The 22,300-nt window shown below is 52.0% G+C and carries 23 protein-coding genes; 8 read left to right on the plus strand and 15 right to left on the minus strand.

The genetic code is table 11. From position 1 onward, the window contains the following. Positions 1–192: 192 nt before the first annotated feature. Entirely contained in the window at positions 193–759 is a 567-nt protein-coding gene (gmhB, locus tag NNN64_RS15900) for a D-glycero-beta-D-manno-heptose 1,7-bisphosphate 7-phosphatase (protein ID WP_048212629.1), read from the minus strand. Between the two features lie 189 nt (positions 760–948). On the opposite strand from gmhB, the gene metN reads away from it, so the two are divergent. The 6 genes from metN to proS all read left to right on the plus strand — a co-directional run bounded on the left by metN (position 949) and on the right by proS (position 6,540). Beyond that, positions 949–1,980: a methionine ABC transporter ATP-binding protein MetN gene (metN, locus tag NNN64_RS15905; RefSeq protein WP_271441984.1), complete on the plus strand. Its 1,032-nt coding sequence runs from the start codon at positions 949–951 to the stop codon at positions 1,978–1,980. After that, positions 1,973–2,626 carry a methionine ABC transporter permease MetI gene (locus NNN64_RS15910; protein WP_005132073.1) on the plus strand — a complete coding sequence of 218 codons (654 nt, stop codon included), beginning with the start codon at positions 1,973–1,975 and terminating at the stop codon, positions 2,624–2,626. Before metN ends, NNN64_RS15910 begins: the two co-directional genes overlap by 8 nt. 44 nt (positions 2,627–2,670) lie before the next feature. Continuing rightward, positions 2,671–3,486 carry a methionine ABC transporter substrate-binding lipoprotein MetQ gene (gene metQ / locus NNN64_RS15915; RefSeq protein WP_003829145.1) on the plus strand — a complete coding sequence of 272 codons (816 nt, stop codon included), beginning with the start codon at positions 2,671–2,673 and terminating at the stop codon, positions 3,484–3,486. A 116-nt stretch (positions 3,487–3,602) separates the two neighbouring features. Further along, a complete protein-coding gene (rcsF, locus tag NNN64_RS15920) occupies positions 3,603–4,007 on the plus strand; it encodes an Rcs stress response system protein RcsF (RefSeq protein WP_040230040.1) in 405 nt (134 codons plus the stop codon). Continuing rightward, complete coding sequence (tsaA, locus tag NNN64_RS15925; protein ID WP_271441985.1) at positions 4,004–4,711, plus strand: tRNA (N6-threonylcarbamoyladenosine(37)-N6)-methyltransferase TrmO; 708 nt, start codon at positions 4,004–4,006, stop codon at positions 4,709–4,711. The genes rcsF and tsaA overlap by 4 nt, the downstream gene beginning before the upstream one ends. A 110-nt stretch (positions 4,712–4,821) precedes the next feature. Further along, positions 4,822–6,540, plus strand: coding sequence for a proline--tRNA ligase (proS, locus tag NNN64_RS15930; protein ID WP_271441986.1), 1,719 nt, complete (start codon positions 4,822–4,824; stop codon positions 6,538–6,540). Positions 6,541–6,682: 142 nt separating this feature from the next. On the opposite strand, the gene nlpE is transcribed toward proS, so the two are convergent. The 3 genes from nlpE to NNN64_RS15945 are packed head-to-tail and all read right to left on the minus strand — an operon-like array spanning position 6,683 to position 8,380. Next, positions 6,683–7,384, minus strand: coding sequence for an envelope stress response activation lipoprotein NlpE (nlpE, locus tag NNN64_RS15935; protein ID WP_271441987.1), 702 nt, complete (start codon positions 7,382–7,384; stop codon positions 6,683–6,685). Positions 7,385–7,415: 31 nt separating this feature from the next. Further along, complete coding sequence (gene arfB, locus NNN64_RS15940; RefSeq protein ID WP_271441988.1) at positions 7,416–7,838, minus strand: alternative ribosome rescue aminoacyl-tRNA hydrolase ArfB; 423 nt, start codon at positions 7,836–7,838, stop codon at positions 7,416–7,418. Beyond that, positions 7,838–8,380, minus strand: coding sequence for a YaeQ family protein (locus NNN64_RS15945; protein WP_271441989.1), 543 nt, complete (start codon positions 8,378–8,380; stop codon positions 7,838–7,840). The genes arfB and NNN64_RS15945 overlap by 1 nt, the downstream gene beginning before the upstream one ends. 199 nt (positions 8,381–8,579) lie before the next feature. Here NNN64_RS15945 and NNN64_RS15950 point away from each other — a divergent pair, with 199 nt between their 5' ends. Both NNN64_RS15950 and rof read left to right on the plus strand, forming a co-directional pair. Continuing rightward, complete coding sequence (locus NNN64_RS15950) at positions 8,580–8,780, plus strand: YaeP family protein (RefSeq protein WP_005132083.1); 201 nt, start codon at positions 8,580–8,582, stop codon at positions 8,778–8,780. Further along, positions 8,767–9,027, plus strand: a complete 261-nt coding sequence (rof, locus tag NNN64_RS15955; RefSeq protein WP_048212636.1) for a Rho-binding antiterminator — start codon at positions 8,767–8,769, stop codon at positions 9,025–9,027. Before NNN64_RS15950 ends, rof begins: the two co-directional genes overlap by 14 nt. 64 nt (positions 9,028–9,091) lie before the next feature. Here the strand turns inward: rof and tilS are convergent, their stop codons facing one another. The 11 genes from tilS to skp all read right to left on the minus strand — a co-directional run bounded on the left by tilS (position 9,092) and on the right by skp (position 22,225). Further along, positions 9,092–10,384 (minus strand): tRNA lysidine(34) synthetase TilS, encoded by a 1,293-nt coding sequence (gene tilS / locus NNN64_RS15960; RefSeq protein WP_271441990.1) that lies wholly within the window; start codon positions 10,382–10,384, stop codon positions 9,092–9,094. Positions 10,385–10,445: 61 nt separating this feature from the next. Next, a complete protein-coding gene (locus tag NNN64_RS15965) occupies positions 10,446–10,835 on the minus strand; it encodes a VOC family protein (RefSeq protein WP_271441991.1) in 390 nt (129 codons plus the stop codon). A 64-nt stretch (positions 10,836–10,899) separates the two neighbouring features. After that, positions 10,900–13,038: a lysine decarboxylase LdcC gene (gene ldcC, locus NNN64_RS15970; protein ID WP_271441992.1), complete on the minus strand. Its 2,139-nt coding sequence runs from the start codon at positions 13,036–13,038 to the stop codon at positions 10,900–10,902. Between the two features lie 100 nt (positions 13,039–13,138). Continuing rightward, positions 13,139–14,098: an acetyl-CoA carboxylase carboxyl transferase subunit alpha gene (gene accA, locus NNN64_RS15975; protein ID WP_003018513.1), complete on the minus strand. Its 960-nt coding sequence runs from the start codon at positions 14,096–14,098 to the stop codon at positions 13,139–13,141. A gap of 12 nt (positions 14,099–14,110) precedes the next feature. Continuing rightward, on the minus strand, positions 14,111–17,593 hold the full coding sequence (dnaE, locus tag NNN64_RS15980) for a DNA polymerase III subunit alpha (protein ID WP_271441993.1): 3,483 nt from the start codon (positions 17,591–17,593) through the stop codon (positions 14,111–14,113). Positions 17,594–17,617: 24 nt separating this feature from the next. After that, positions 17,618–18,214: a ribonuclease HII gene (gene rnhB, locus NNN64_RS15985; protein WP_271441994.1), complete on the minus strand. Its 597-nt coding sequence runs from the start codon at positions 18,212–18,214 to the stop codon at positions 17,618–17,620. After that, positions 18,211–19,359 carry a lipid-A-disaccharide synthase gene (gene lpxB / locus NNN64_RS15990; RefSeq protein ID WP_271441995.1) on the minus strand — a complete coding sequence of 383 codons (1,149 nt, stop codon included), beginning with the start codon at positions 19,357–19,359 and terminating at the stop codon, positions 18,211–18,213. Before lpxB ends, rnhB begins: the two co-directional genes overlap by 4 nt. Then, positions 19,359–20,147, minus strand: a complete 789-nt coding sequence (gene lpxA, locus NNN64_RS15995) for an acyl-ACP--UDP-N-acetylglucosamine O-acyltransferase (RefSeq protein WP_271441996.1) — start codon at positions 20,145–20,147, stop codon at positions 19,359–19,361. The genes lpxB and lpxA overlap by 1 nt, the downstream gene beginning before the upstream one ends. 3 nt (positions 20,148–20,150) lie before the next feature. Continuing rightward, on the minus strand, positions 20,151–20,606 hold the full coding sequence (gene fabZ, locus NNN64_RS16000) for a 3-hydroxyacyl-ACP dehydratase FabZ (protein WP_003018528.1): 456 nt from the start codon (positions 20,604–20,606) through the stop codon (positions 20,151–20,153). Between the two features lie 104 nt (positions 20,607–20,710). Next, positions 20,711–21,736, minus strand: coding sequence for a UDP-3-O-(3-hydroxymyristoyl)glucosamine N-acyltransferase (gene lpxD / locus NNN64_RS16005; protein WP_271441997.1), 1,026 nt, complete (start codon positions 21,734–21,736; stop codon positions 20,711–20,713). Between the two features lie 3 nt (positions 21,737–21,739). Further along, positions 21,740–22,225, minus strand: a complete 486-nt coding sequence (gene skp, locus NNN64_RS16010) for a molecular chaperone Skp (protein ID WP_005132103.1) — start codon at positions 22,223–22,225, stop codon at positions 21,740–21,742. Positions 22,226–22,300 lie beyond the last annotated feature (75 nt).

A 22,300-nucleotide genomic window follows, 5' to 3' on the forward strand; every position in this document is an offset into this window, starting at 1 on the left:
GGCGTATATTACGCTTTCCTCTTTCAGAGTCAACCCTGAATTTCAGGATTTTTCTCTTCAACCGGACCGGCTGTTTGTGTGAAGTGATTCACATCCGCCGTGTCGATGGAGGCGCATTATAGGGAGTCGACTCAGGAAGACAAGCGGAAAAATGCATTTTTGTTTCAACCGCTCACCTTTTATCCATAACGCTTACTTTTGCTGCTTTTTTATCGCCATTGGCAGGTCCGCCAGACTATTTAGCACTAAATCTGCCGCATTTTCTGCTTCCGGAGTGACTGGCTTGCCTGTGCGCACTAATACCTTCGTTCCTACATTTGCAGCTGTCGCCGCCTGCATATCTTCTATTTTGTCGCCCACCATATAAGAAGCAGCCATATCGATGTGCAGAAAGTCTCGCGCTGAAATAAACATGCCTGGATGTGGTTTACGGCAGTCGCAGACCTGGCGGTACTCTTCGACTGTGCCCTGTGGATGATGAGGACAATAATAGATACCATCCAGATCAACATCGCGATCGGCCAATGACCAGTCCATCCATTCAGTCAACGTTTCGAATTGTGCCTCGGTAAATTTGCCACGGGCAATACCAGACTGGTTCGTCACGACAATCAGCGCATAACCCATCTTTTTAAGTTCACGCATAGCATCAATGACACCGTCGATAAATTCGAACTCGTCGATCTCATGGACGTAACCGTGGTCCACATTAATAGTGCCGTCACGGTCGAGAAAAATTGCGGGTACAGACTTTGCCACCTTTTATAGCTCCTGAATAAGGCATGTTGCTCTAGTATCGCATGTTTCGGCGGGCAAGAAAGTGCTCATCGTGCAAAGCCCGATTGATTTAGACGTCTGGATGCCTTAACATCCATCTTGTTGACGGCGTCGACCGTACCAGACAGACGAAAATGCCACGGCTAACTTAATTACGATAATAAATAACCAATGATTAAACTTTTGAATATCACCAAAGTGTTCCAGCAGGGGACTCGCACCATTCAGGCACTAAACAATGTCAGCCTGCATGTTCCTGCCGGACAGATTTATGGCGTTATTGGTGCCTCCGGTGCCGGTAAAAGCACACTCATTCGCTGCGTAAACCTGCTCGAGCGCCCAACTGAAGGTAGCGTTCAGGTCGGCGGTCAGGAGCTGACGACGCTTTCAGAGTCAGAGCTGACTAAAGCGCGCCGTCAAATTGGCATGATTTTCCAGCACTTTAACCTGCTCTCCTCCCGTACTGTTTTTGGCAACGTTGCGCTTCCGCTGGAGCTGGATAACACGCCAAAGGAAGAGATTAAACGTCGAGTGACGGAACTCCTGGATTTGGTTGGCCTTGGCGACAAGCACGACAGCTACCCGGCTAACCTTTCCGGTGGCCAGAAGCAACGTGTAGCGATTGCCCGTGCTCTGGCAAGTAATCCTAAAGTACTGCTGTGCGATGAAGCCACCAGCGCCCTCGACCCAGCCACGACCCGCTCGATTCTCGAATTACTGAAAGATATTAACCGTCGCCTGGGTCTCACCATTCTGCTGATTACTCATGAGATGGACGTTGTAAAACGTATCTGTGACTGCGTCGCAGTCATCAGCAATGGTGAACTGATTGAGCAGGACACCGTCAGTGAGGTGTTCTCACACCCCAAAACCCCGCTGGCGCAGAAGTTTATCCAGTCCACGCTGCACCTGGATATTCCGGAAGATTATCAGGAACGTTTAAAAGCTGAGCCGCAAGCCGACAGCGTGCCCATGCTGCGCATGGAGTTCACCGGTCACTCTGTTGATGCCCCATTACTCTCGGAAACGGCCCGCCGCTTTAATGTGAATAACAACATTATCAGCGCGCAGATGGATTACGCCGGCGGCGTGAAGTTCGGCATCATGCTGACTGAAATGCACGGTACACAAGAAGATACACAAGCAGCCATTAGCTGGTTGCAGGAACACCACGTAAAAGTAGAGGTACTGGGTTATGTCTGAGCCGATGATTTGGCTGCTGGTTCGCGGCGTATGGGAAACGCTGGCAATGACCTTTGTGTCCGGTTTTTTTGGCTTTGTGATTGGCCTGCCCGTGGGCGTACTGCTGTACGTGACGCGTCCAGGGCAAATCATTGAGAACGCGAAGTTGTACCGCACGCTTTCTGCGCTGGTTAACATTTTCCGTTCCATCCCGTTCATTATTTTGTTGGTGTGGATGATTCCGTTCACCCGCATGATTGTTGGCACATCTATCGGGCTGCAGGCCGCTATCGTCCCGCTAACCGTCGGCGCCGCGCCATTTATTGCTCGTATGGTGGAAAACGCCCTGCTGGAAATCCCGACCGGGCTGATTGAGGCCTCGCGTGCGATGGGCGCTACGCCGTTGCAGATTGTACGTAAGGTATTACTACCAGAAGCGCTGCCAGGACTGGTCAATGCGGCCACCATCACTCTCATCACGCTGGTTGGTTACTCGGCGATGGGCGGTGCTGTCGGTGCAGGCGGTCTTGGCCAGATTGGCTATCAGTATGGCTACATTGGGTATAACGCTACCGTAATGAATACAGTACTGGTATTGCTCGTCGTTCTGGTTTATTTAATTCAGTTATCCGGCGATCGCATCGTCCGGGCAGTCACGCACAAATAACGTTACACACAACACTAAAAACTCATTAGGAAAAGGAAATAAGCATGGCGTTCAAATTCAAAACCTTTGCGGCAGTTGGAGCCCTGATCGGTTCTCTGGCACTTGTGGGTTGTGGCCAGGATGAAAAAGATCCTAACCACATCAAAGTGGGTGTTATCGTTGGCGCAGAGCAGCAGGTTGCTGAAGTCGCACAGAAAGTGGCTAAAGAAAAATACGGTCTGGATGTTGAACTGGTAACGTTCAACGATTATGTCCTGCCCAATGAAGCGCTAAGCAAAGGCGATATCGATGCTAACGCCTTCCAGCACAAACCGTACCTGGATCAGCAGATCAAAGATCGTGGTTACAAACTGGTTGCCGTAGGCAATACCTTTGTTTATCCGATTGCAGGCTACTCCAAAAAAATCAAATCACTGGATGAACTGCAGGATGGCTCTCAGGTCGCTATTCCAAACGACCCGACTAACCTCGGCCGTTCCCTGCTGCTGCTGCAGAAAGTCGGTTTGATTAAACTGAAAGATGGCGTTGGCCTGCTGCCAACCGCGCTGGACGTGATTGAAAACCCGAAAAACCTGAAGCTGGTTGAACTGGAAGCGCCGCAGCTGCCACGCTCACTGGACGACGCGCAAATCGCACTGGCAGTCATCAACACCACCTATGCCAGCCAGATCGGCCTGACTCCGGCAAAAGACGGTATCTTTGTTGAAGATAAAGATTCCCCATACGTAAACCTGATCGTGACGCGTGAAGACAATAAAGATGCTGAGAACGTGAAGAAATTCGTTGAAGCATACCAGTCAGACGAAGTTTACGAAGCGGCAAACAAAGTCTTCAACGGCGGTGCTGTTAAAGGCTGGTAATTTTAGGCTGTTTTCACAATCTGTAATATCATCAGGACGGGCGCTTGCCCGTCTTGTCATTTATGCAAGCACCTGATTCAATATCTGACGTTTAGATCATTCATTGAGGAAATATTATGCGTGCTTTACCGATCTGTTTAGTAGCACTCATGCTGAGCGGCTGTTCTATGTTAAGCAGATCCCCTGTTGAACCCGTTCAAAGCACCGCTACCCCGCCAAAAGCGGAGCCGGAAAAACCAAAAGCACCGCGCGCGACGCCGGTCAGAATTATCACCAACGCAGAAGATCTGGTCGGTAAACCATTCCGCGATCTTGGCGAAGTGAGCGGAGAGTCCTGCCAGGCATCAAACCAGGATTCCCCTCCGAGTATTCCAACCGCACGCAAACGCATGCAGATAAACGCATCCAAAATGAAAGCCAATGCGGTATTGCTGCACAGCTGCGAAGTCACCAGCGGGACACCGGGTTGCTATCGTCAGGCAGTCTGCATCGGTTCTGCCCTGAACATTTCGTCTAAATGAGTCATTTTCAGTTCGAGCAAATAGGCGTTATCCGCTCTCCTTATAAAGAAAAGTTCGCTGTGCCACGCCAGCCGGGTCTGGTGAAAAGTGCCAACGGCGAACTGCATTTGCTCGCGCCCTATAACCAGGCCGATGCTGTTCGCGGCCTGGAAGCATTCAGTCATTTGTGGGTGATTTTTGTTTTTCATCAGACAATGGAAGGTGGATGGCGTCCAACCGTGCGCCCACCCCGTCTGGGCGGTAACGCCAGAATGGGAGTCTTTGCCACGCGTTCAACCTTTCGTCCCAACCCTGTCGGGATGTCGCTGGTTGAGTTAAAAGAAATTGTCTGCCACAAAGAGAGCGTCATTCTGAAACTGGGTAGTCTGGACCTGGTCGACGGAACGCCGGTGATCGACATCAAACCTTATCTGCCATTTGCAGAAGCACTGCCTGACGCCACAGCCAGCTACGCGCAGCATGCGCCGGTTGCCGAAATGGCGGTAAGTTTCACTACAGAGGTTGAACAACAGCTTCTGACGCTGGAAAAACGTTATCCATCGCTGAAAACATTTATCGGCGAAGTACTGGCACAGGACCCACGTCCTGCGTATCGTAAAGGTGAAGAGACAGGCAAAGCGTATGCCGTCTGGCTACACGATTTCAACGTGCGCTGGCGCGTAACGGAAGAAGGTTTTGAAGTCTTTGCGCTTGAACCCCGCTAATTTCGTGCCCTTCTCTTTTGACATCCCTTTCTCGCTGGTAAACTAAACCACTTTTTTTGTGTCAGGCTGGCATCCAGCCTGTTCGATCGTTCAACTGGAACCGTAACAACATGCGTACTAGCCAATATCTGCTCTCCACTCTGAAGGAGACACCTGCCGACGCCGAAGTCATCAGCCACCAGCTGATGCTGCGCGCCGGGATGATCCGCAAGCTGGCCTCCGGGTTATACACCTGGCTGCCGACCGGCGTGCGCGTCCTGAAAAAAGTCGAAAACATCGTGCGTGAAGAAATGAATAACGCCGGTGCGATCGAGGTGTTGATGCCGGTCGTTCAGCCTTCTGAACTGTGGGAAGAGAGCGGTCGTTGGGAACAGTACGGCCCGGAACTGCTGCGTATCGCAGACCGTGGCGATCGTTCATTCGTACTCGGCCCAACGCATGAAGAAGTCATCACCGACCTGATCCGTAATGAGCTGAGCTCTTACAAACAACTGCCGCTGAACTTCTATCAGATCCAGACGAAATTCCGTGACGAAGTTCGCCCACGATTCGGCGTGATGCGTTCCCGCGAATTCCTGATGAAAGATGCGTACTCTTTCCATACTTCTCAGGAATCTCTGCAGGAAACTTACGACGCGATGTATGCCGCGTACAGCAAAATCTTTAGCCGTATGGGCCTGGATTTCCGCGCAGTACAGGCCGATACCGGCTCTATCGGCGGTAGCGCTTCTCACGAATTCCAGGTTCTGGCACAGAGCGGCGAAGATGACGTGGTATTCTCCGACAGCTCCGATTTTGCTGCCAACATCGAATTTGCTGAAGCCGTTGCGCCGAAAGAACCCCGCGCAGCCGCCACTCAGGAAATGACGCTGGTTGATACACCGAATGCGAAAACTATCGCGGAACTGGTTGAGCAGTTTAATCTGCCAATTGAAAAAACCGTTAAAACCCTGCTGGTGAAAGCGGTTGAAGGCAGCAGCTACCCGCTGGTTGCTCTGCTGGTTCGCGGCGATCACGAACTGAACGAAGTTAAAGCAGAAAAACTGCCGCAGGTTGCCAGCCCGCTGACTTTTGCTACTGAAGAAGAAATCCGTGCCGTCGTGAAAGCAGGTCCGGGTTCCCTTGGTCCGGTTAACATGCCGATCCCGGTGGTTATCGATCGTACCGTTGCGGTAATGAGCGATTTCGCTGCCGGTGCAAACATCGATGGTAAACACTATTTTGGTATTAACTGGGATCGTGATGTTGCAACGCCAGAAGTGGCAGATATCCGTAATGTGGTCGCAGGCGACCCAAGTCCGGATGGCAAAGGTACACTGCTGATTAAACGTGGTATCGAAGTGGGCCACATCTTCCAACTGGGTACCAAGTATTCTGAAGCAATGAAAGCTGCCGTTCAGGGTGAAGATGGCCGTAATCAGATTCTGACCATGGGCTGCTACGGTATCGGGGTAACTCGCGTTGTTGCTGCCGCTATTGAGCAGAACTTTGACGATCGTGGCATTGTATGGCCGGATGCTATCGCACCGTTCCAGGTCGCGATTCTGCCAATGAACATGCACAAATCCTACCGTGTGCAGGAACTGGCTGAGAAGCTGTACGCAGAACTGCGTGCACAGGGTATCGAAGTGCTGATGGACGATCGTAAAGAACGTCCGGGCGTGATGTTTGCCGATATGGAACTGATCGGTGTTCCGCACACCATCGTGCTCGGTGACCGTAACCTCGATAACGATGATATTGAATACAAATATCGTCGTAACGGCGAGAAACAGCTGATTAAAACCAGCGACATTGTCGACTATCTGGTGAAAGCGATTAAGGGCTAATCAGATACCAACAATGTGCGTTTTGTAGGATTGTCCGGTGGCAATTCGCTTACCGGACCAACTCAAAACACGTACTGCAGGCTGGATGAGCAAAGCGCCATCCGGCAAATAAAAAGGCCTCGCATTATGCGAGGCCTTTTTATTAGTTGCTGCAATCCTTACCTGGCACAAACTTCGCATTTTTGTCGGTGGCCAGCGTTTTCACCATCGCCCCGGTATCCGGGTTTGGCTCCAGGGTGAAATGACCTTCTACTGTCAACAAAACCGGTTTATCCGTAGCACCACGTGCGCTCAAATAATCACGCTCCAGCTGTGCGTTGTTGGCAACGGCGACTCTTTTACCCGTTGCACAGTCGGTGAAGGTAGCGGCATCCGCCATGTAGAAGTACATTCCCCGCATCGGCATTGGCGTCACGGGGAGACTGGCAGAAACCGGCTGCAAGGTGTAGTTGAGCTGTGACTCAATTGGATTGCCTTCACGATCGAGCATTTCCAGTGCCTCGCCTTTTGCCCGGTAGTAAGACTTTTCACCTTTGCTGTCCGTCAACACCAGCTTGTCAGCCGTACGCGCCCACGAGCCATATGAAGCAAACGAAGAAGGTTCATCACGTACGCCCTGATAGCGTTCGTTCATTACCCATGTTCCATCTTTTTCCAGGAACAAAGAGGTTTCAATCCCTTCGCAGTCCGCACAAGGCAAGATGCCACGCCAGCTTTGCTGCATCGGTTTTAATTCTGCCGCTTGTGTCGGTTGCAGAACATCAACTTCAGAGCGATTGTTACAGCCGATCAAGGCAAAGAGTGTAAATACAGCTGCTAATGACAGTATTGCTGTTTTCACCACAGATTCCTTCTCAATATTGTATTCCCATTCGTCAGTCCTGTGGGCGACGAACTTTCCCGCGCAGTGCCTTCACAGTGGACTTTTGCGCCTTCGATGACAATCTGCGCTCTTTTGAAGCGCGTGTCGGGCGCGTTGCCTGCCTACTTTTCTGCACTGCGGTTAATTCTTTAATCACCGCCACCAGCCGGGATATTGCCGCTTCCCGGTTCAACTCCTGGCTACGATATTCCTGAGCCTTAATAATAATGACACCCTCGCCGCTGATCAGATGATGACTGGCAGCCAACAGGCGTTCCTTGTAATACTCTGGCAGGCTGGAGGCCCGAATGTCAAAGCGCAAATGAATAGCCGTTGAGGTCTTGTTAACGTGCTGTCCACCTGCACCCTGTGCCCGAATAGCGGTGATTTCCAGCTCGTTATCAGGGATAGAGACATTTCGGGAGATAATAACCATCAACGCTGCTGCCACGCAGCCAGATGGATTTCCAGATTGTTCTGAGAGTCGGACAACCAGATAGCACCGTCCTGAATGGTTGCCTGCAGCGCCATGGTGCGCCCTGCGAACTCGCTCAATTGCGCCAATTGTTCATCATCCAGATACCACACAGATAAATTGGCAAACTGCGCGCATCGGGTCTGATTCTGCTGCCACCAGATTTGCGCTGCGCGGCTGTTATAGGCAAACAAAGCGACTTCAGCAGACTGAGTACACGCCTTCTTAATGCGACGCTCATCCGGCAAGCCGAGTTCAATCCAGAGATCAATGCCCAGGTGGTCGTTGCGCAACCATGCTTCGGGTTCGTCTTCAGCGCTTAAACCCCGCGTGAATTGCAGCCGCTCGTCAGCATATTTAATCCATGCCAACAGACGCAACATCATGCGTTCCTGGGTTTCTGAAGGGTGACGCGCCAGCGTCAATGTCGCGTCAAGAAACTGGTTGCGGTCGAGATCCGCTACATTGACGACGGCTTTATAGATTGTCGCTTTAAGCGCCATGGGAGAACTCCTTTTGAATCAGGCGTCCATTGTAGCGAAAACTGCGGCAAAAGGCTGCTAACCGCTAACGAAGGTACCGTCTATCAAGGCGCTGATATTGCTTGAATGAGTATGGTATAGTCACCTTGCTAAACAGAGTTTATCTTCGTAGGCTTAGACTTGCATCCACGGTTAAGTCAGAGTGCTGACAGGAGGGCATGTGGAAAAATATTGTGAGTTAATACGCAAGCGGTACGCGGAAATCGCCAGCGGAGACTTAGGGTATGTCCCGGATGCGCTGGGTTGCGTATTGAAGGTACTTAATGAAGTGGCGGCAGACAGCGCCCTTTCAGAGTCGGTCAGGGAAAAGGCAGCCTATGCTGCCGCGAACTTACTGGTGAGCGATTATGTCAATGAATGAAACGTATCAACCCATCAACTGTGATGATTACGACAATCTTGAACTCGCCTGCCAGCACCATTTGTTACTGACGTTGGCGCTCAAAGATGGCGAAGTTCTACAGGCGAAAGCAAATGACCTGGTTTCACGCAAAAATGTGGAATATCTGGTCGCCGATGTCTCGGGTGAAACCCGTGAGCTTCGCCTCGACAAAATTGCCAGCTTCAGCCACCCGCAAATCGGTACCGTGGTGGTCAGCGAATCTTAACCTTTCTTGCACCTTATCAGGCCTACTTTCCATACGATACGTAGGCCTGATAAGCGCAGCCCCATCAGGCACGCCACACCAGACTCACTCCTTCTTCACCTTTTGCCAGCCCTTCATGCGTCACGAAAACCCCTGCTGCCGCAATCAGCGTGTCACCGTAAAACAGTAACGGCGTGGTGTCTCGCCGCCAGGGAGGAATACCCTGTTCCTGCCAGATTTTTTTAAGCTTACGCCCACCGTTGCGCCCGACAATATGCAATAACCCAGGCGCTTTAAAGCGAATACTAACGGCTTCGTCAACGTGTGGCCTGCGAAGCTCACCCGTAGCGATAAGCTGTATCTCGCCCAACCCTGCAGGTAGCGCCAACGGCGTTTTCCAGGATTGCCACGGGATAACGGTTTCACTTTGCCCGTCAACCGACCTCACCCACCACAGCTGCGACTGATAACGGCGGACGTCATACTCACCAAGGCGAAAACAGGGCGATGCGTCCTCGCGTGCCAACGCGACTTCCTGCCAGATACGTTCTAACGCATCACGGGAAGGCATCGGTGCATTTAATCCTGCCAGCCAGCGACGAAGCAGCGCAGCACGCCGTACGGTACTCATCGTCATTAATGGCCCGAGCAAGAGTGCACCCTGCGCCGTAACGCAGTTGGCTAAATCGCTGGCCAGCAGTTCATCCAGTAAGCTCTCCTGCTCAGCGCACAGCGCGGCACTGCGAGCCGTGGCTTGCGCAAAGTGCGGCCACCGCTGTTGCAGGTGCGGGATAATACGCAGACGTAAGAAGTTGCGATCGTAGGCGTCATCCTGATTACTTTCATCTTCAATCCAGCGTAATTCATGCCGGCGCGCCCACTGTTCAAGCGCATCACGCGTTTGCATCAACAGCGGTCGAATGAGTTGAGTACCGCTAAAAGGCGAACTTTCGCCCATGGCCGAAAGCCCTGCAGGACCACTGCCACGCTTAAGCGCTAACAAAAATGTCTCACATTGATCGTCCAGATGCTGAGCGGTCATCAGCACCTCTCCAGGCAGCAGCGTCTGCGCAAAGGCCTGATAGCGCGCTCGTCGGGCCTGCGCCTCGATGCCCAACCCATCATCCTGCAAATGAACCCGCTCAACCACCAGCGGCACCTGCCACTGCGCACATACAGACTCACAGTGCTGTACCCAACTGTTTGCGTGCGGGCTTAATCCGTGATGAATGTGGATGGCCCGTAGAGAGACCTCCGGGTGCTGAATTCGCCACAGCACCAGTTGGTGCAACAGCACGGTAGAGTCGAGGCCGCCGCTAAAGGCAACGAGGATCGCGTTAGTGTTCAGAAGTGAAGTATTCAGCGTAAGTGTCGTCATGATGATTGCTTACAATAGCATTGCCCGGCACGTTACCGGGCTAACGCTACAATGACAAGCCTTACAGCTCGTACAGTTCAAGTGGTAATCCGTCTGGATCGTTAAAAAACGTAAAGCGTTTACCGGTAAAGGGATCGATGCGCACTGGCTCACATTTCACATGATGGGCTTCAAGATGATCAATCGACTTTTCCACATCCTCGACGCTAAACGCCAGATGACGTAAACCGCAGGCTTCCGGTCTACTGGGGCGACAGGGTGGGAAAGGAAAAGAAAAAAGCTCAATCACGTACTGGCCGTTCAGCGCCAGATCGCCTTTCCAGGAGTCACGTTCTTCCCGGTAGGCTTCACTCATTAACGTGAAGCCTAATACATCACAGTAAAATGCCTTACTGGCCCTGTAGTCCGTCGCAATAATGGCAATATGGTGAACCTGTTTTAACCCCAGCATGTTCTTCGCCTCTTTAATTTTACTCTCAGCACGTTACTCGTGCGCAACGGGTTCCGGCAAGTCGTTATGCCATTTTCAGGACTCTGACACGATACACGCCGTCCTCACCCAACTTAGCCCCATGAATGTCAGTTTCAAATCCAGGGTAGCGCTGCCCCACCGAGCACAGCATCAGCAGGAAATCGAGTACTGACCGGCTTTTTTCTGTGATCATTTCTCCGGGCATCAGCAGCGGGACACCTGGAGGATAAGGCAAGATCATATTGGCGGAAACACGCCCTACCAGTTGATCAAGAGTGACTGTCTCGACGTCACCTTTAATTTGCCGCTGCCAGGCCTGATGAGGCGTCATTTTCATTTCCGGCAACGTATCGAATGCCCGCAGCATCAACCCGGAGAGATCGTGTTGGCGGATCAATCGATGGATTCCCTGTGCCAGATCCTGAATGCGCATAGTGCGATAAAAATCGGGATCCTCAGCATACAGATCCGGCAGCATATTTTTAACGCGTAAATTCAGATCGTACGAACGTTTAAATTCCGTTAGTCCACGCAGGAGACCCATCGCCCGGGTTTTATCAATGCCGATACTGAACAGGAACAACAGATTATATGGGCCCGTTTTCTCCACGACGACACCGCGTTCATCAAGGAATTTCGCCACCAGTGCAGCGGGGATACCCTCTTCGCTCATATTTCCCTGCTCATCCATCCCTGGCGTCAGAATGGTCACTTTCACCGGGTCGAGGTACATATGGTCGGCATCAGCATCAACAAACCCATGCCAGTCTTCACCTGGTGCTACTGGCCAGCACTCTGCTTCATCCACTTTTTCGGGCTGCCAGATATCAAAGAACCAGCCGTCAGATTCTTCACGCAGTCGCTGTACTTCTTTACGAAAGTGTAATGCCCGCTCAACGGAGCGATTGATTAATCGCTTACCTGAGTTTCCACGCAGCATCGCTGCCGCCGTCTCGATCGAAGCGACAATCGGGTAACTCGGTGAGGTGGAGGTGTGCATCATAAAGGCTTCGTTGAACGTCTCTTCGTCATAATCGCCTTTAATATGAATCAGCGAAGCCTGCGACAGCGCAGCCAGCATCTTGTGGGTGGACTGAGTTTCAAAAATCACCTTTCCCGGCACCCGCTCGCCGCTCATACCACTTTTCCCCTGATAGATCGGATGAAAATGGGTATACGGCACCCAGGCCGAATCAAAATGAATAGAAGGCACATCCAGCGTTTGCTTGATCCAGTTAGTGTTGTAGAGCAACCCGTCGTAAGTGGAGTTAGTAATTACCGCATGCACCGGCCATTGCGCCTGTACCGTCTCTGCGACCTTGCGCTCGATACTCTCCCGGGTAAATTCACTCTTAGGTATACCACCAAGGATACCCAGCGCATTACGCGTCGGCTTGAGCCATACGGGCACGACATCGCTCATCATCAGCAAATGCGCCAGAGACTTATGACAGTTGCGGTCAATCAGTAACGTACTTCCCGAAGGGGCGGCATACATACCGACAATTTTATTCGATGTCGAAGTGCCATTAGTGACCATATAGCTTTGCTCGGCACCAAACGTGCGTGCAATGTACTCCTCCGCTTCGAGGTGCGGACCGGTATGGTCGAGCAGCGATCCCAGCTCAGTCACCGAAATGGAGACATCAGCCTTAAGCGTATTGCCGCCAAAGAAATCATAGAACAGGCAACCGACCGGGCTTTTCTGGTATGCCGTTCCCGCCATATGCCCTGGGGTACAAAAAGTGTACTTTCCCTCTTTCACGTAGGTAAACAGTGCTTTGGTAAAAGGTGGCGTTATGTTGTCGAGGTATTCATTGGTGTACTGGCGAATACGCGTGGCAATATCGTCAGACTGACCCAATGCGTACTCAAAGAACCACAGCGCCATGCGCAGATCGTGTGCGCTGACATCCATCGTCGAATGGGTATTAATAAAGGCGTAAAGTGGGAGGTATTCGTTAAGCTGGTTGATGTCGCTACACAAATCCAGGCTGTATTCATCCCAGTCAAAAATGACGCCACAAATACGCGGGTTGTGCTCAATAAATTTCAGCAGGTCGTTGCTATTCTGCGGCCAGATTATCTGAAATCCCTGCTGCTGTAGCGCACGTTCAAGCTCCTTGATGGGCTCATCTTTGTAAAAGACGCCATGCGGTCCCATGATGGCAATGATATTCATGCGTTCCTCCTGGAAAAACCTTAGTTAATCATAGCCTGGTCAAACCGCAGGTAAAAAAAAAGGGCCACAACGTTGTGGCCCTTTTCAGAATAAATGCAGTTTAGGCGTAGCCGTAGCTCATCAGACGCTGATAACGACGGTTTTTCAAATCATCTTTGCTTAACACGTCAAGATCGGCAAGATCGGCCAACAACTGTGCTTTCAGTGATGCCGCCATCACTTCCGGGTTGCGGTGTGCGCCACCCAGCGGCTCAGGGATGATAGAGTCGATAAGTTTCAGCTCTTTCAGACGCGGTGCGATAATCCCCATCGCTTCTGCAGCGAGCGGGGCTTTATCTGCGCTTTTCCACAGAATAGAAGCACAACCTTCCGGGGAGATAACGGAATAGGTGCTGTATTGCAGCATATTCACTTTATCACCCACACCGATTGCCAGTGCACCACCGGAACCACCTTCACCGATAACAGTGCAGATGACCGGCACGCTCAGACGTGACATCTCACGCAGATTACGCGCAATCGCTTCAGACTGGCCACGTTCTTCCGCGCCCACACCCGGGTAAGCCCCTGGGGTGTCGATGAAAGTGATGATCGGCATATTGAAACGCTCAGCCATTTCCATCAGACGCAACGCTTTACGATAGCCTTCCGGCGCTGGCATGCCGAAGTTACGACGAATTTTCTCTTTGGTCTCACGGCCTTTCTGATGACCGATGATCATCACCGGACGGCCATCCAGACGCGCGATGCCGCCGACAATGGCCTTGTCATCCGCATAGGCACGATCGCCCGCCAGCTCATCAAATTCATCAAACGCCAGGCGGACATAATCCAGGGTGTATGGACGCTGTGGATGGCGGGCCAACTGGGCTACCTGCCATGCGCCAAGATCGGCGAAGATTTTGCGCGTCAGTTCTACGCTCTTTTCACGCAGACGATGCACTTCTTCATCGATGTTAATATCCAGTTTCTCATCCTGACGGCTAACCGCAGTCAGAGAATCGATTTTTGCTTCCAGCTCTGCAATCGGCTGTTCAAAATCAAGGAAATTCAGACTCATAGTATTCCTGTATTAGTCAAACTCCAGTTCCACCTGCTCCGAACCAATAAGGCCACGGAGATCGTTTAACAAACGATCGCTCGGAGAGACACGCCACGTTGCGCCAAAACGCAATCGTGCTCGTGCATCCGCCCTCTGATAGTAGAGATGTACTGGAATTGTCCCCGAGCGGTGGGGTTCCAGAGACTGACGGAGTCGGTTTAAAAGCTGGTCATCAATTTGCCTGTCCGTCAGCGAGATAGCAAGCCCGCGAGCATATTTTTCCCGGGCTTCGTCAATATCCATGACTTCACGGGCCATCATTTTAAGCCCACCGCTGAAGTCATCAAAGCTGACCTGTCCGCTGACGATAAGTATGCGGTCTTTTTCCAGCAATTGCTGGTATTTATCCAGGGCATCGGTAAATAACATCACTTCCAGACGCCCGGAACGGTCATCCAGTGTACAGATGCCGATACGATTGCCGCGCTTGGTGACCATTACCCGCGCAGCAATGACGAGCCCCGCAGCCGTAGTAACTTTACCACGTTCTGTCGGATGCATGTCTTTCAGCCTGTAGCCTCCGACATAGCGCTCAATTTCTTTTAAATACTGGTTGATAGGGTGTCCCGTCAGGTAAAGCCCTAACGTTTCACGCTCACCGTCCAGTACCACCTGTTCCGGCCACGGCTGGCAGCTGGCATAGGATTGCTCGATTTGTTCCGGTTCTTCCGCCAGTACGCCAAACATATCGGCCTGACCGATAGCTTCCGCTTTCGCATGTTGATCGGCGGCTTTAAGCGCATCGTTCAGTGAGTTCATCAGTGCTGCGCGATGCGGCCCCAGGCGGTCAAACGCCCCGGACATAATCAGCTTTTCCAGCACCCGGCGATTGAGCTTTTTGATATCCGTACGGGCACAGAGATCAAACAGCTCGCGGAAGTAACCGCCTTTATTACGCGCCTCAATGATAGCTTCAATTGGCCCCTCACCCACGCCTTTTATCGCGCCGATACCGTAGACAATCTCGCCATCATCGTTAACGTGAAAATGGTACAATCCGGAGTTGATATCTGGCGGCAGGATTTTCAGCCCCATACGCCAGCATTCATCCACTAATCCCACCACTTTCTCGGTGTTATCCATATCGGCCGTCATCACCGCCGCCATAAACTCAGCGGGGTAATGCGCTTTCAGCCACAGCGTCTGGTAAGAGACCAACGCATAGGCAGCGGAGTGCGATTTGTTAAATCCATAACCGGCGAATTTCTCCACCAGGTCAAAGATTTTCATCGCCAGCTCGCCGTCTACACCGCGCTTCTTCGCCCCTTCTTCAAAGGTGCCGCGCTGTTTGGCCATCTCCTCTGGCTTTTTCTTACCCATCGCACGACGCAGCATGTCCGCGCCACCAAGGGTATACCCAGACAGTTCCTGGGCAATCTGCATGACCTGTTCCTGATACAGGATAATGCCGTAGGTTGGCTCCAGTACCGGTTTCAGGCATTCATGTTGCCACTGCACATCCGGGTAAGAGATCTCTTCACGCCCGTGCTTACGGTCAATAAAGTTATCTACCATCCCCGACTGTAGCGGACCGGGGCGGAACAGTGCCACCAGGGCTATCATATCTTCGAAGCAGTCAGGCTGCAGTCGCTTGATAAGATCTTTCATACCGCGGGATTCAAGCTGGAAGACGGCTGTCGTCTCCGAGCGTTGCAGCATGTCAAAACTTTTCTTGTCGTCCAGCGGGATAGCGGCGATATCCAGCGGCGGTTCGCCGTTCTTCTCACGCCGCGCGTTGATCATCTCCAGCGCCCAGTTGATGATGGTGAGCGTGCGCAGGCCGAGGAAGTCGAACTTCACCAGGCCGGCGTATTCCACGTCGTTCTTATCAAACTGGGTAACCGGGTGCAGCCCCTGCTCATCACAGTACAGCGGTGCAAAATCAGTAATTTTTGTCGGGGCGATAACGACACCACCGGCGTGTTTACCCGCGTTACGCGTGACACCTTCCAGCTTGCGCGCCATATCAATAAGCGCCCTAACCTCTTCATCTGCCTCATAGATTTCCGGCAGTTGAGGTTCAGCCTCAAAGGCTTTAGCCAGCGTCATACCCGGATCGGGCGGTACCAGTTTTGAGATACGGTCCACAAACCCGTATGGGTGCCCCAGTACTCGACCCACGTCGCGGATAACCGCTTTCGCCGCCATGGTACCGAAGGTAATAATCTGCGAAACCGCATCGCGCCCATACATTTCCGCGACGTGTTCAATGACCTGGTCGCGTTTCTCCATACAGAAGTCAACGTCAAAATCAGGCATCGAGACACGTTCCGGGTTCAGGAAGCGTTCGAACAGCAGGTCAAATTCCAGCGGATCAAGGTCGGTAATTTTTAACGCGTAAGCCACCAGCGAGCCCGCACCAGAACCACGTCCTGGGCCTACCGGTACACCGTTATCTTTCGACCACTGGATAAACTCCATTACGATCAGGAAGTAGCCCGGGAAACCCATCTGGTTGATAACTTTAAGTTCAACTTCCAGACGTTCATCATAAGGCGGGCGCTTCTGCGCACGGACTTCAGGATCGGGGAACAAAAATTCCAGACGTTCTTCCAGGCCCTCACGCGATTTCGCGACGAGGAAATCCTCGGTGGTCATATCGCCTGTCGGGAACTGCGGCAAGAAGTATTCGCCCAGGCGCACCGTCACGTTACAACGTTTGGCAATCTCGACGGTGTTTTCCAGCGCTTCCGGGATATCGGAGAACAGCTCGCACATCTCCTCTTCGCTGCGCATATACTGCTGCGGCGAGTAGTTGCGAGGGCGTTTGGGATCATCAAGCGTAAAACCGTCGTGGATCGCCACGCGAATTTCGTGTGCGTCAAAGTCACCGGTTTCAAGGAAGCGAACATCGTTGGTCGCGACCACCGGCAGGCCGCGTGTTTCGGCCAGCGCTACTGCAGCATGCAGGTAATTTTCTTCATCCTGGCGACCGGTACGGATCAGCTCAAGGAAGTAGCAATCAGGGAAATGCTCTTCATAAAACGCCACGCACTCATCGACCAGTGCGCTGTTCCCACGCAACAGGCTGCGTCCGACGTCCCCCATACGGCCGCCGGAAAGCAAGATTAACCCTTCTTTTAGCTCTATCAGCCAGTCTCTGTCGATAACCGGCCCTTCTGCGCCATAGCCGCGCTGATAGGCTTTTGATATCAACAATGTCAGGTTCTGGTAGCCCGTATTATTAGCCGCCAGTACCGTCAGTTGCGTGAGTTCATCACCCAATAGTTCGCTACGGACATGAAAATCTGCGCCAACAATCGGCTTAATACCTGCGCCATGACCCGCTCCGTAAAACTTCACCAGACCACACAGGTTGGTAAAATCGGTGATCGCCAGCGCAGGCATGCCCAACGCGGCCGCCTTTTTCACCAGCGGCCCGGTTTTCGCCAGCCCATCGATCATGGAATAGTCGCTGTGCACCCGCAGGTGGACGAAACGAGGTTCAGACATCTTCAGATTCCTTTAACACAAGAATCAGGACGTGAGTCCCAGTGCGCGTTTGACAGGAGCAAAACTGCGACGATGGTACTCAATTGCACCATGCTCAGAGAGCGCAGCCAGATGAAAAGCGGTTGGATAACCTTTGTGCTGAGCAAAACCATACTGCGGGAAAACCTTATCCAGCTCGGCCATTTCAGCATCGCGCGTCACTTTCGCCAGGATGGACGCTGCGCTGATTTCCGCAACGCGGCTGTCACCTTTTACCACCGCCATCGACGGTACCGGCAATGTCGGGCAACGGTTTCCATCGATCAGGACGTACTCCGGCGCAATATGCAAACCTGCAACCGCACGCTGCATTGCCAGCATCGTGGCGTGCAGAATGTTCAATTCGTCGATTTCATGCGGTTCCGCACGACCCAGGCTCCAGCTTAACGCTTTATCTTTGATTTCATCAAAAAGCGCCAGTCGACGCTTTTCCGACAATTTTTTGGAGTCGTTAAGACCCACTATCGGACGTGCCGGGTCAAGGATAACAGCGGCAGTCACTACCGCGCCAACCAATGGACCACGCCCAACTTCATCCACACCCGCCACCAAATGCGTATGTGGATAAACAAATTCAATCATTGTGCTAACTCCAGAACTGCATCCGCTGCCTGCTCATCCGCATTGCAACGGATCTGCTGGTGCAATTCGCGGAACGTGTCGTGCATCGCATGGCTGGTTTTACCGTTCGCCAGCAAAGGCAGCAACGCGTGCGCTAGCGCCTGCGGTTCACATTCATCCTGCAACAGCTCTTTGACGAGTTCTCTTCCCGCCAGCAGGTTAGGCAGCGATACGTAATCGGTCTTCACCAGACGTTTTGCCAACCAGAAAGTGAAAGGTTTCATACGATAGCCGACAACCATTGGGCATTTCGCCAGCATACATTCCAGTGCAGCCGTGCCAGAGGCCAACAGCGCAGCATCACTGGCGACCATTGCTTCACGTCCCATTCCGTTGAGCATATGCACGGAAAGTTCCGGGGCAACCTCAGCCTTGATACGTTCAAATTGCTCGCGCCGTTTGGCATTGACCAACGGCACGACGACTTCGAGATCCGGATAATGCTGACGTAATAGCTGCGCCGTTTTCAGGAAATCGGCGCTGAGCATTTCCACTTCTGCACCACGACTCCCAGGCAAAAGCGCCAGGCAGTGAGCATCATGAGGAATGCCTAACACATCACGCGCCGCGTTTTTATCCGGGTCCAGTGGCATGGCGTCCGCCATGGTGTGACCGATAAAGCGACACGGGACGTTAAATTTGTCATAAAACGCTTTTTCGAAAGGCAGAAAGGCCAGCACCATATTGGTGGATCTGCCTATTTTGAAAACGCGTTTCTGTCGCCAGGCCCATACAGAGGGGCTGACATAATGAATGGTTTTAATACCCTGCGATTTCAGATTACCTTCAAGGGTAATGTTGAAATCAGGCGCATCAATCCCGACGAAAACATCCGGCTTAAGGTCGGTGAATCGGCGAGTAAGATCGGCACGGATATGCAGTAAACGGCGCAGGCGCCCGAGCACTTCTACAATGCCCATTACTGCCAGTTCTTCCATTTCGTACCAGGCTTCACAGCCTTCCGCCTGCATCAATGGACCCGCAACGCCAACAAAACGCGCATTGGGAACACGAGACTTGAGTGCACGAATTAAACCGGCACCAAGAATATCGCCGGAGGTTTCTCCGGCGACAAGGGCAATCGTTAAAGGACGCTGCTCAGTCATTAACGAATCAGACCACGCGTTGAGCGTTCAAAGAAATCACTAAAAGCCTGAACATCGGGGTACTGCTTCGCCAGTTCGGCGATTTCCGGTTTCACTTCCTCAAGCGTTTTACCGCTGCGGTACAGCGCTTTATAGGCGTTGCGGATCGCGGTAATCGCTTCACGGGTGAATCCACGGCGTTTCAGACCTTCGATGTTAACGCCAAATGGCGTTGCGTGGTTGCCCTGGGCGATAACGTACGGCGGGACGTCCTGGGCTACGCCAGAGCAGCCCCCCACCATCACGTGTGCACCAATAATGCAGAACTGATGCACCGCGGTCATGCCGCCGATGATAACAAAATCATCCAGCGATACATGTCCGGCAAGTGTCGCGTTATTCGCCAGAATGCAGCGGTTACCGACCGAACAATCATGCGCAACGTGTGCGTTAATCATCAGTAAGTTATCGCTGCCCACCTTCGTCAACCCACCGCCTTGCACTGTGCCACGATGAATGGTGACGCTTTCGCGAATGCGGTTGCGATCGCCAATTTCCACACGGGTCGGTTCACCAGCATATTTCAGGTCCTGGTTCACTTCACCAATGGAGGCAAACTGATAAATCTCGTTATCGCGACCAATTTTTGTATGGCCATTCACGACAACGTGAGACTTCAGTACGGTACCCTCACCAATTTCAACATGGGGTCCAACAATACAAAATGGGCCAATGTGAGCATTAGCGCCAATGCTGGCGCCGTCTTCGACAATGGCAGTTGGGTGAATAAAGGCGGATTTATCAATCACGTATCAGGCCTCCCGGCTACGGGCACACATCATCGTTGCTTCGCACACAACTTTACCGTCGACCAGCGCAACCCCTTTGAAACGGGTCAGGCCGCGGCGCGTTTTCTCGAAAGTCACTTCCATGATCATCTGATCGCCTGGCACGACAGGACGCTTAAAGCGTGCTTCATCAATACCTGCGAAATAATACAGTTCGCCTGGCTCCAGTTTTCCTACGCTTTTAAACGCCAGAATACCCGTGGCCTGCGCCATCGCTTCCAGAATCAACACACCAGGAAAAATCGGTTTACCCGGGAAGTGGCCCTGAAAGAAAGGCTCGTTAACGGATACATTTTTCACTGCGCGCAGAAAACGACCTTCTTCAAAATCCAGCACGCGGTCTACCAGTAAAAACGGAAAACGGTGCGGCAGAAGTTCTAAAATCTCTTCAATATGCAGAGTATGAGTGTTAGTAGTCAAAATACTCTTCCTGTCTAAATATACTAAAAGGCAATAATAACACGGCCTGCCGCAATCCCAGGAATGTGACAGGCCGTAAAGTCAGACATGCGTAAAACGATGTATTAGTCTTGTTGATTAACCTTGCGCTCAATCGCTTTGAGGCGCTTGCTCATATCATCAATGTTCATCACCAGTGCAGCTGTTTTACGCCATACCTTGTTGGGTTGTAGCGGAATGCCTGAGGAGTAGACGCCAGGTTCTGTGATAGGACGCATCACCATACCCATGCCAGTTACCGTGACTTTGTCGCATATTTCCATATGCCCATTAATCACGCTGGCTCCGCCAATCATGCAGTAACGGCCAATCTTCAGGCTACCCGCCATAATGACGCCACCGGCTACAGCCGTATTGTCGCCAATCACGACGTTATGCGCAATCTGGCACTGGTTATCAATGATAACACCATTACCGATCACGGTATCGTCCAGCGCACCACGGTCAATCGTGGTACATGCGCCAATCTCAACACGATCGCCAATAATCACGCGACCCAGTTGTGGGATCTTCACCCAGTTACCGCGATCGTTTGCATAACCAAATCCGTCGGATCCGACAACAGTGCTGGACTGGATCAGGCAATTCTCACCGATCTGAATGTCGTGGTAAATCGTCACATTCGCCCACAAGCGTGAACCTGCGCCGATTTTTGTGTTTTTTCCAACGAAGCAACCCGCGCCGATGATCACGTTATCGCCCAGTTCTACGCCAGACTCAATGACCGCATTCGCGCCCACAGAAACATTGTTACCCAACTTCGCCGTTGCATCGATCACTGCACTGGGTGCAATATTTTGCGCAGGCTGAGGCGTGGTATCTAAAATTTGCGCCATTCGTGCATAGGTCAGGTAGGGATTCTTCACTACCAATGCAGCACTCTTAGCAAACGGAAGATCGTCCTGCGTCATCACAACGGCAGAAGCCTGGCATGCACTCAGGTGCTCACGGTACTTTGGATTCACCATGAACGTGATATTGCCAGTTTGCGCAGATTGCATGGACGCTACGCCGGTGATGGCGATATCGCCATCACCGTGTAATTCTGCATCCAACTGCTCTGCTAAATCAGCCAGTCGAATTGAAGGCATTACTTATTTAACCTGTTTCAGTACGTCAGCGGTGATGTCTTTTACATCGCTGCTGTTGTATGCAACGGTGTTCGCGTCAACAACCAGATCGATGCTCTGGCTGCTCGCAACAGATTTCACAGCTGTCTGGATACGATTAACCAGCTTGCCACGTTCTTCGTTAGAACGACGTTGACGATCCTGCTCGAAAGCCTGCGCTTTCTGAGAGAAAGTCTGGCGCTGAGCCATTACGTCTTTTTCCAGCTTGGTACGGTCGCTGCCTGCTTTCATTGATTGCAGACGCTGCATTTTAGATTGCAGGTCGGATTCCATACGCTGCAGTTCACTGGCGCGGCCTTTGAACTCATTTTCCAGCGTAGTAGAAACACCCGTCTTCTGTGCAACCTGTTGGAACAGGCTACCCATGTTGACGATTGCAATTTTGTCAGCAGCCTGTGCGGACGTTGCCATCGCTAAACCGAGACCTGCAGCTAATAACCACTTTTTCACAATTAACTCCTTACCATCCCATTTGCACCCGAAGGTGCAGTTCTTTGCGTGGCCAGGCGATCCCATGCAAGATCG

The sequence above is a fragment of the Citrobacter sp. Igbk 14 genome (assembly GCF_028069825.1).
Classification (GTDB): Bacteria; Pseudomonadota; Gammaproteobacteria; order Enterobacterales; family Enterobacteriaceae; genus Citrobacter.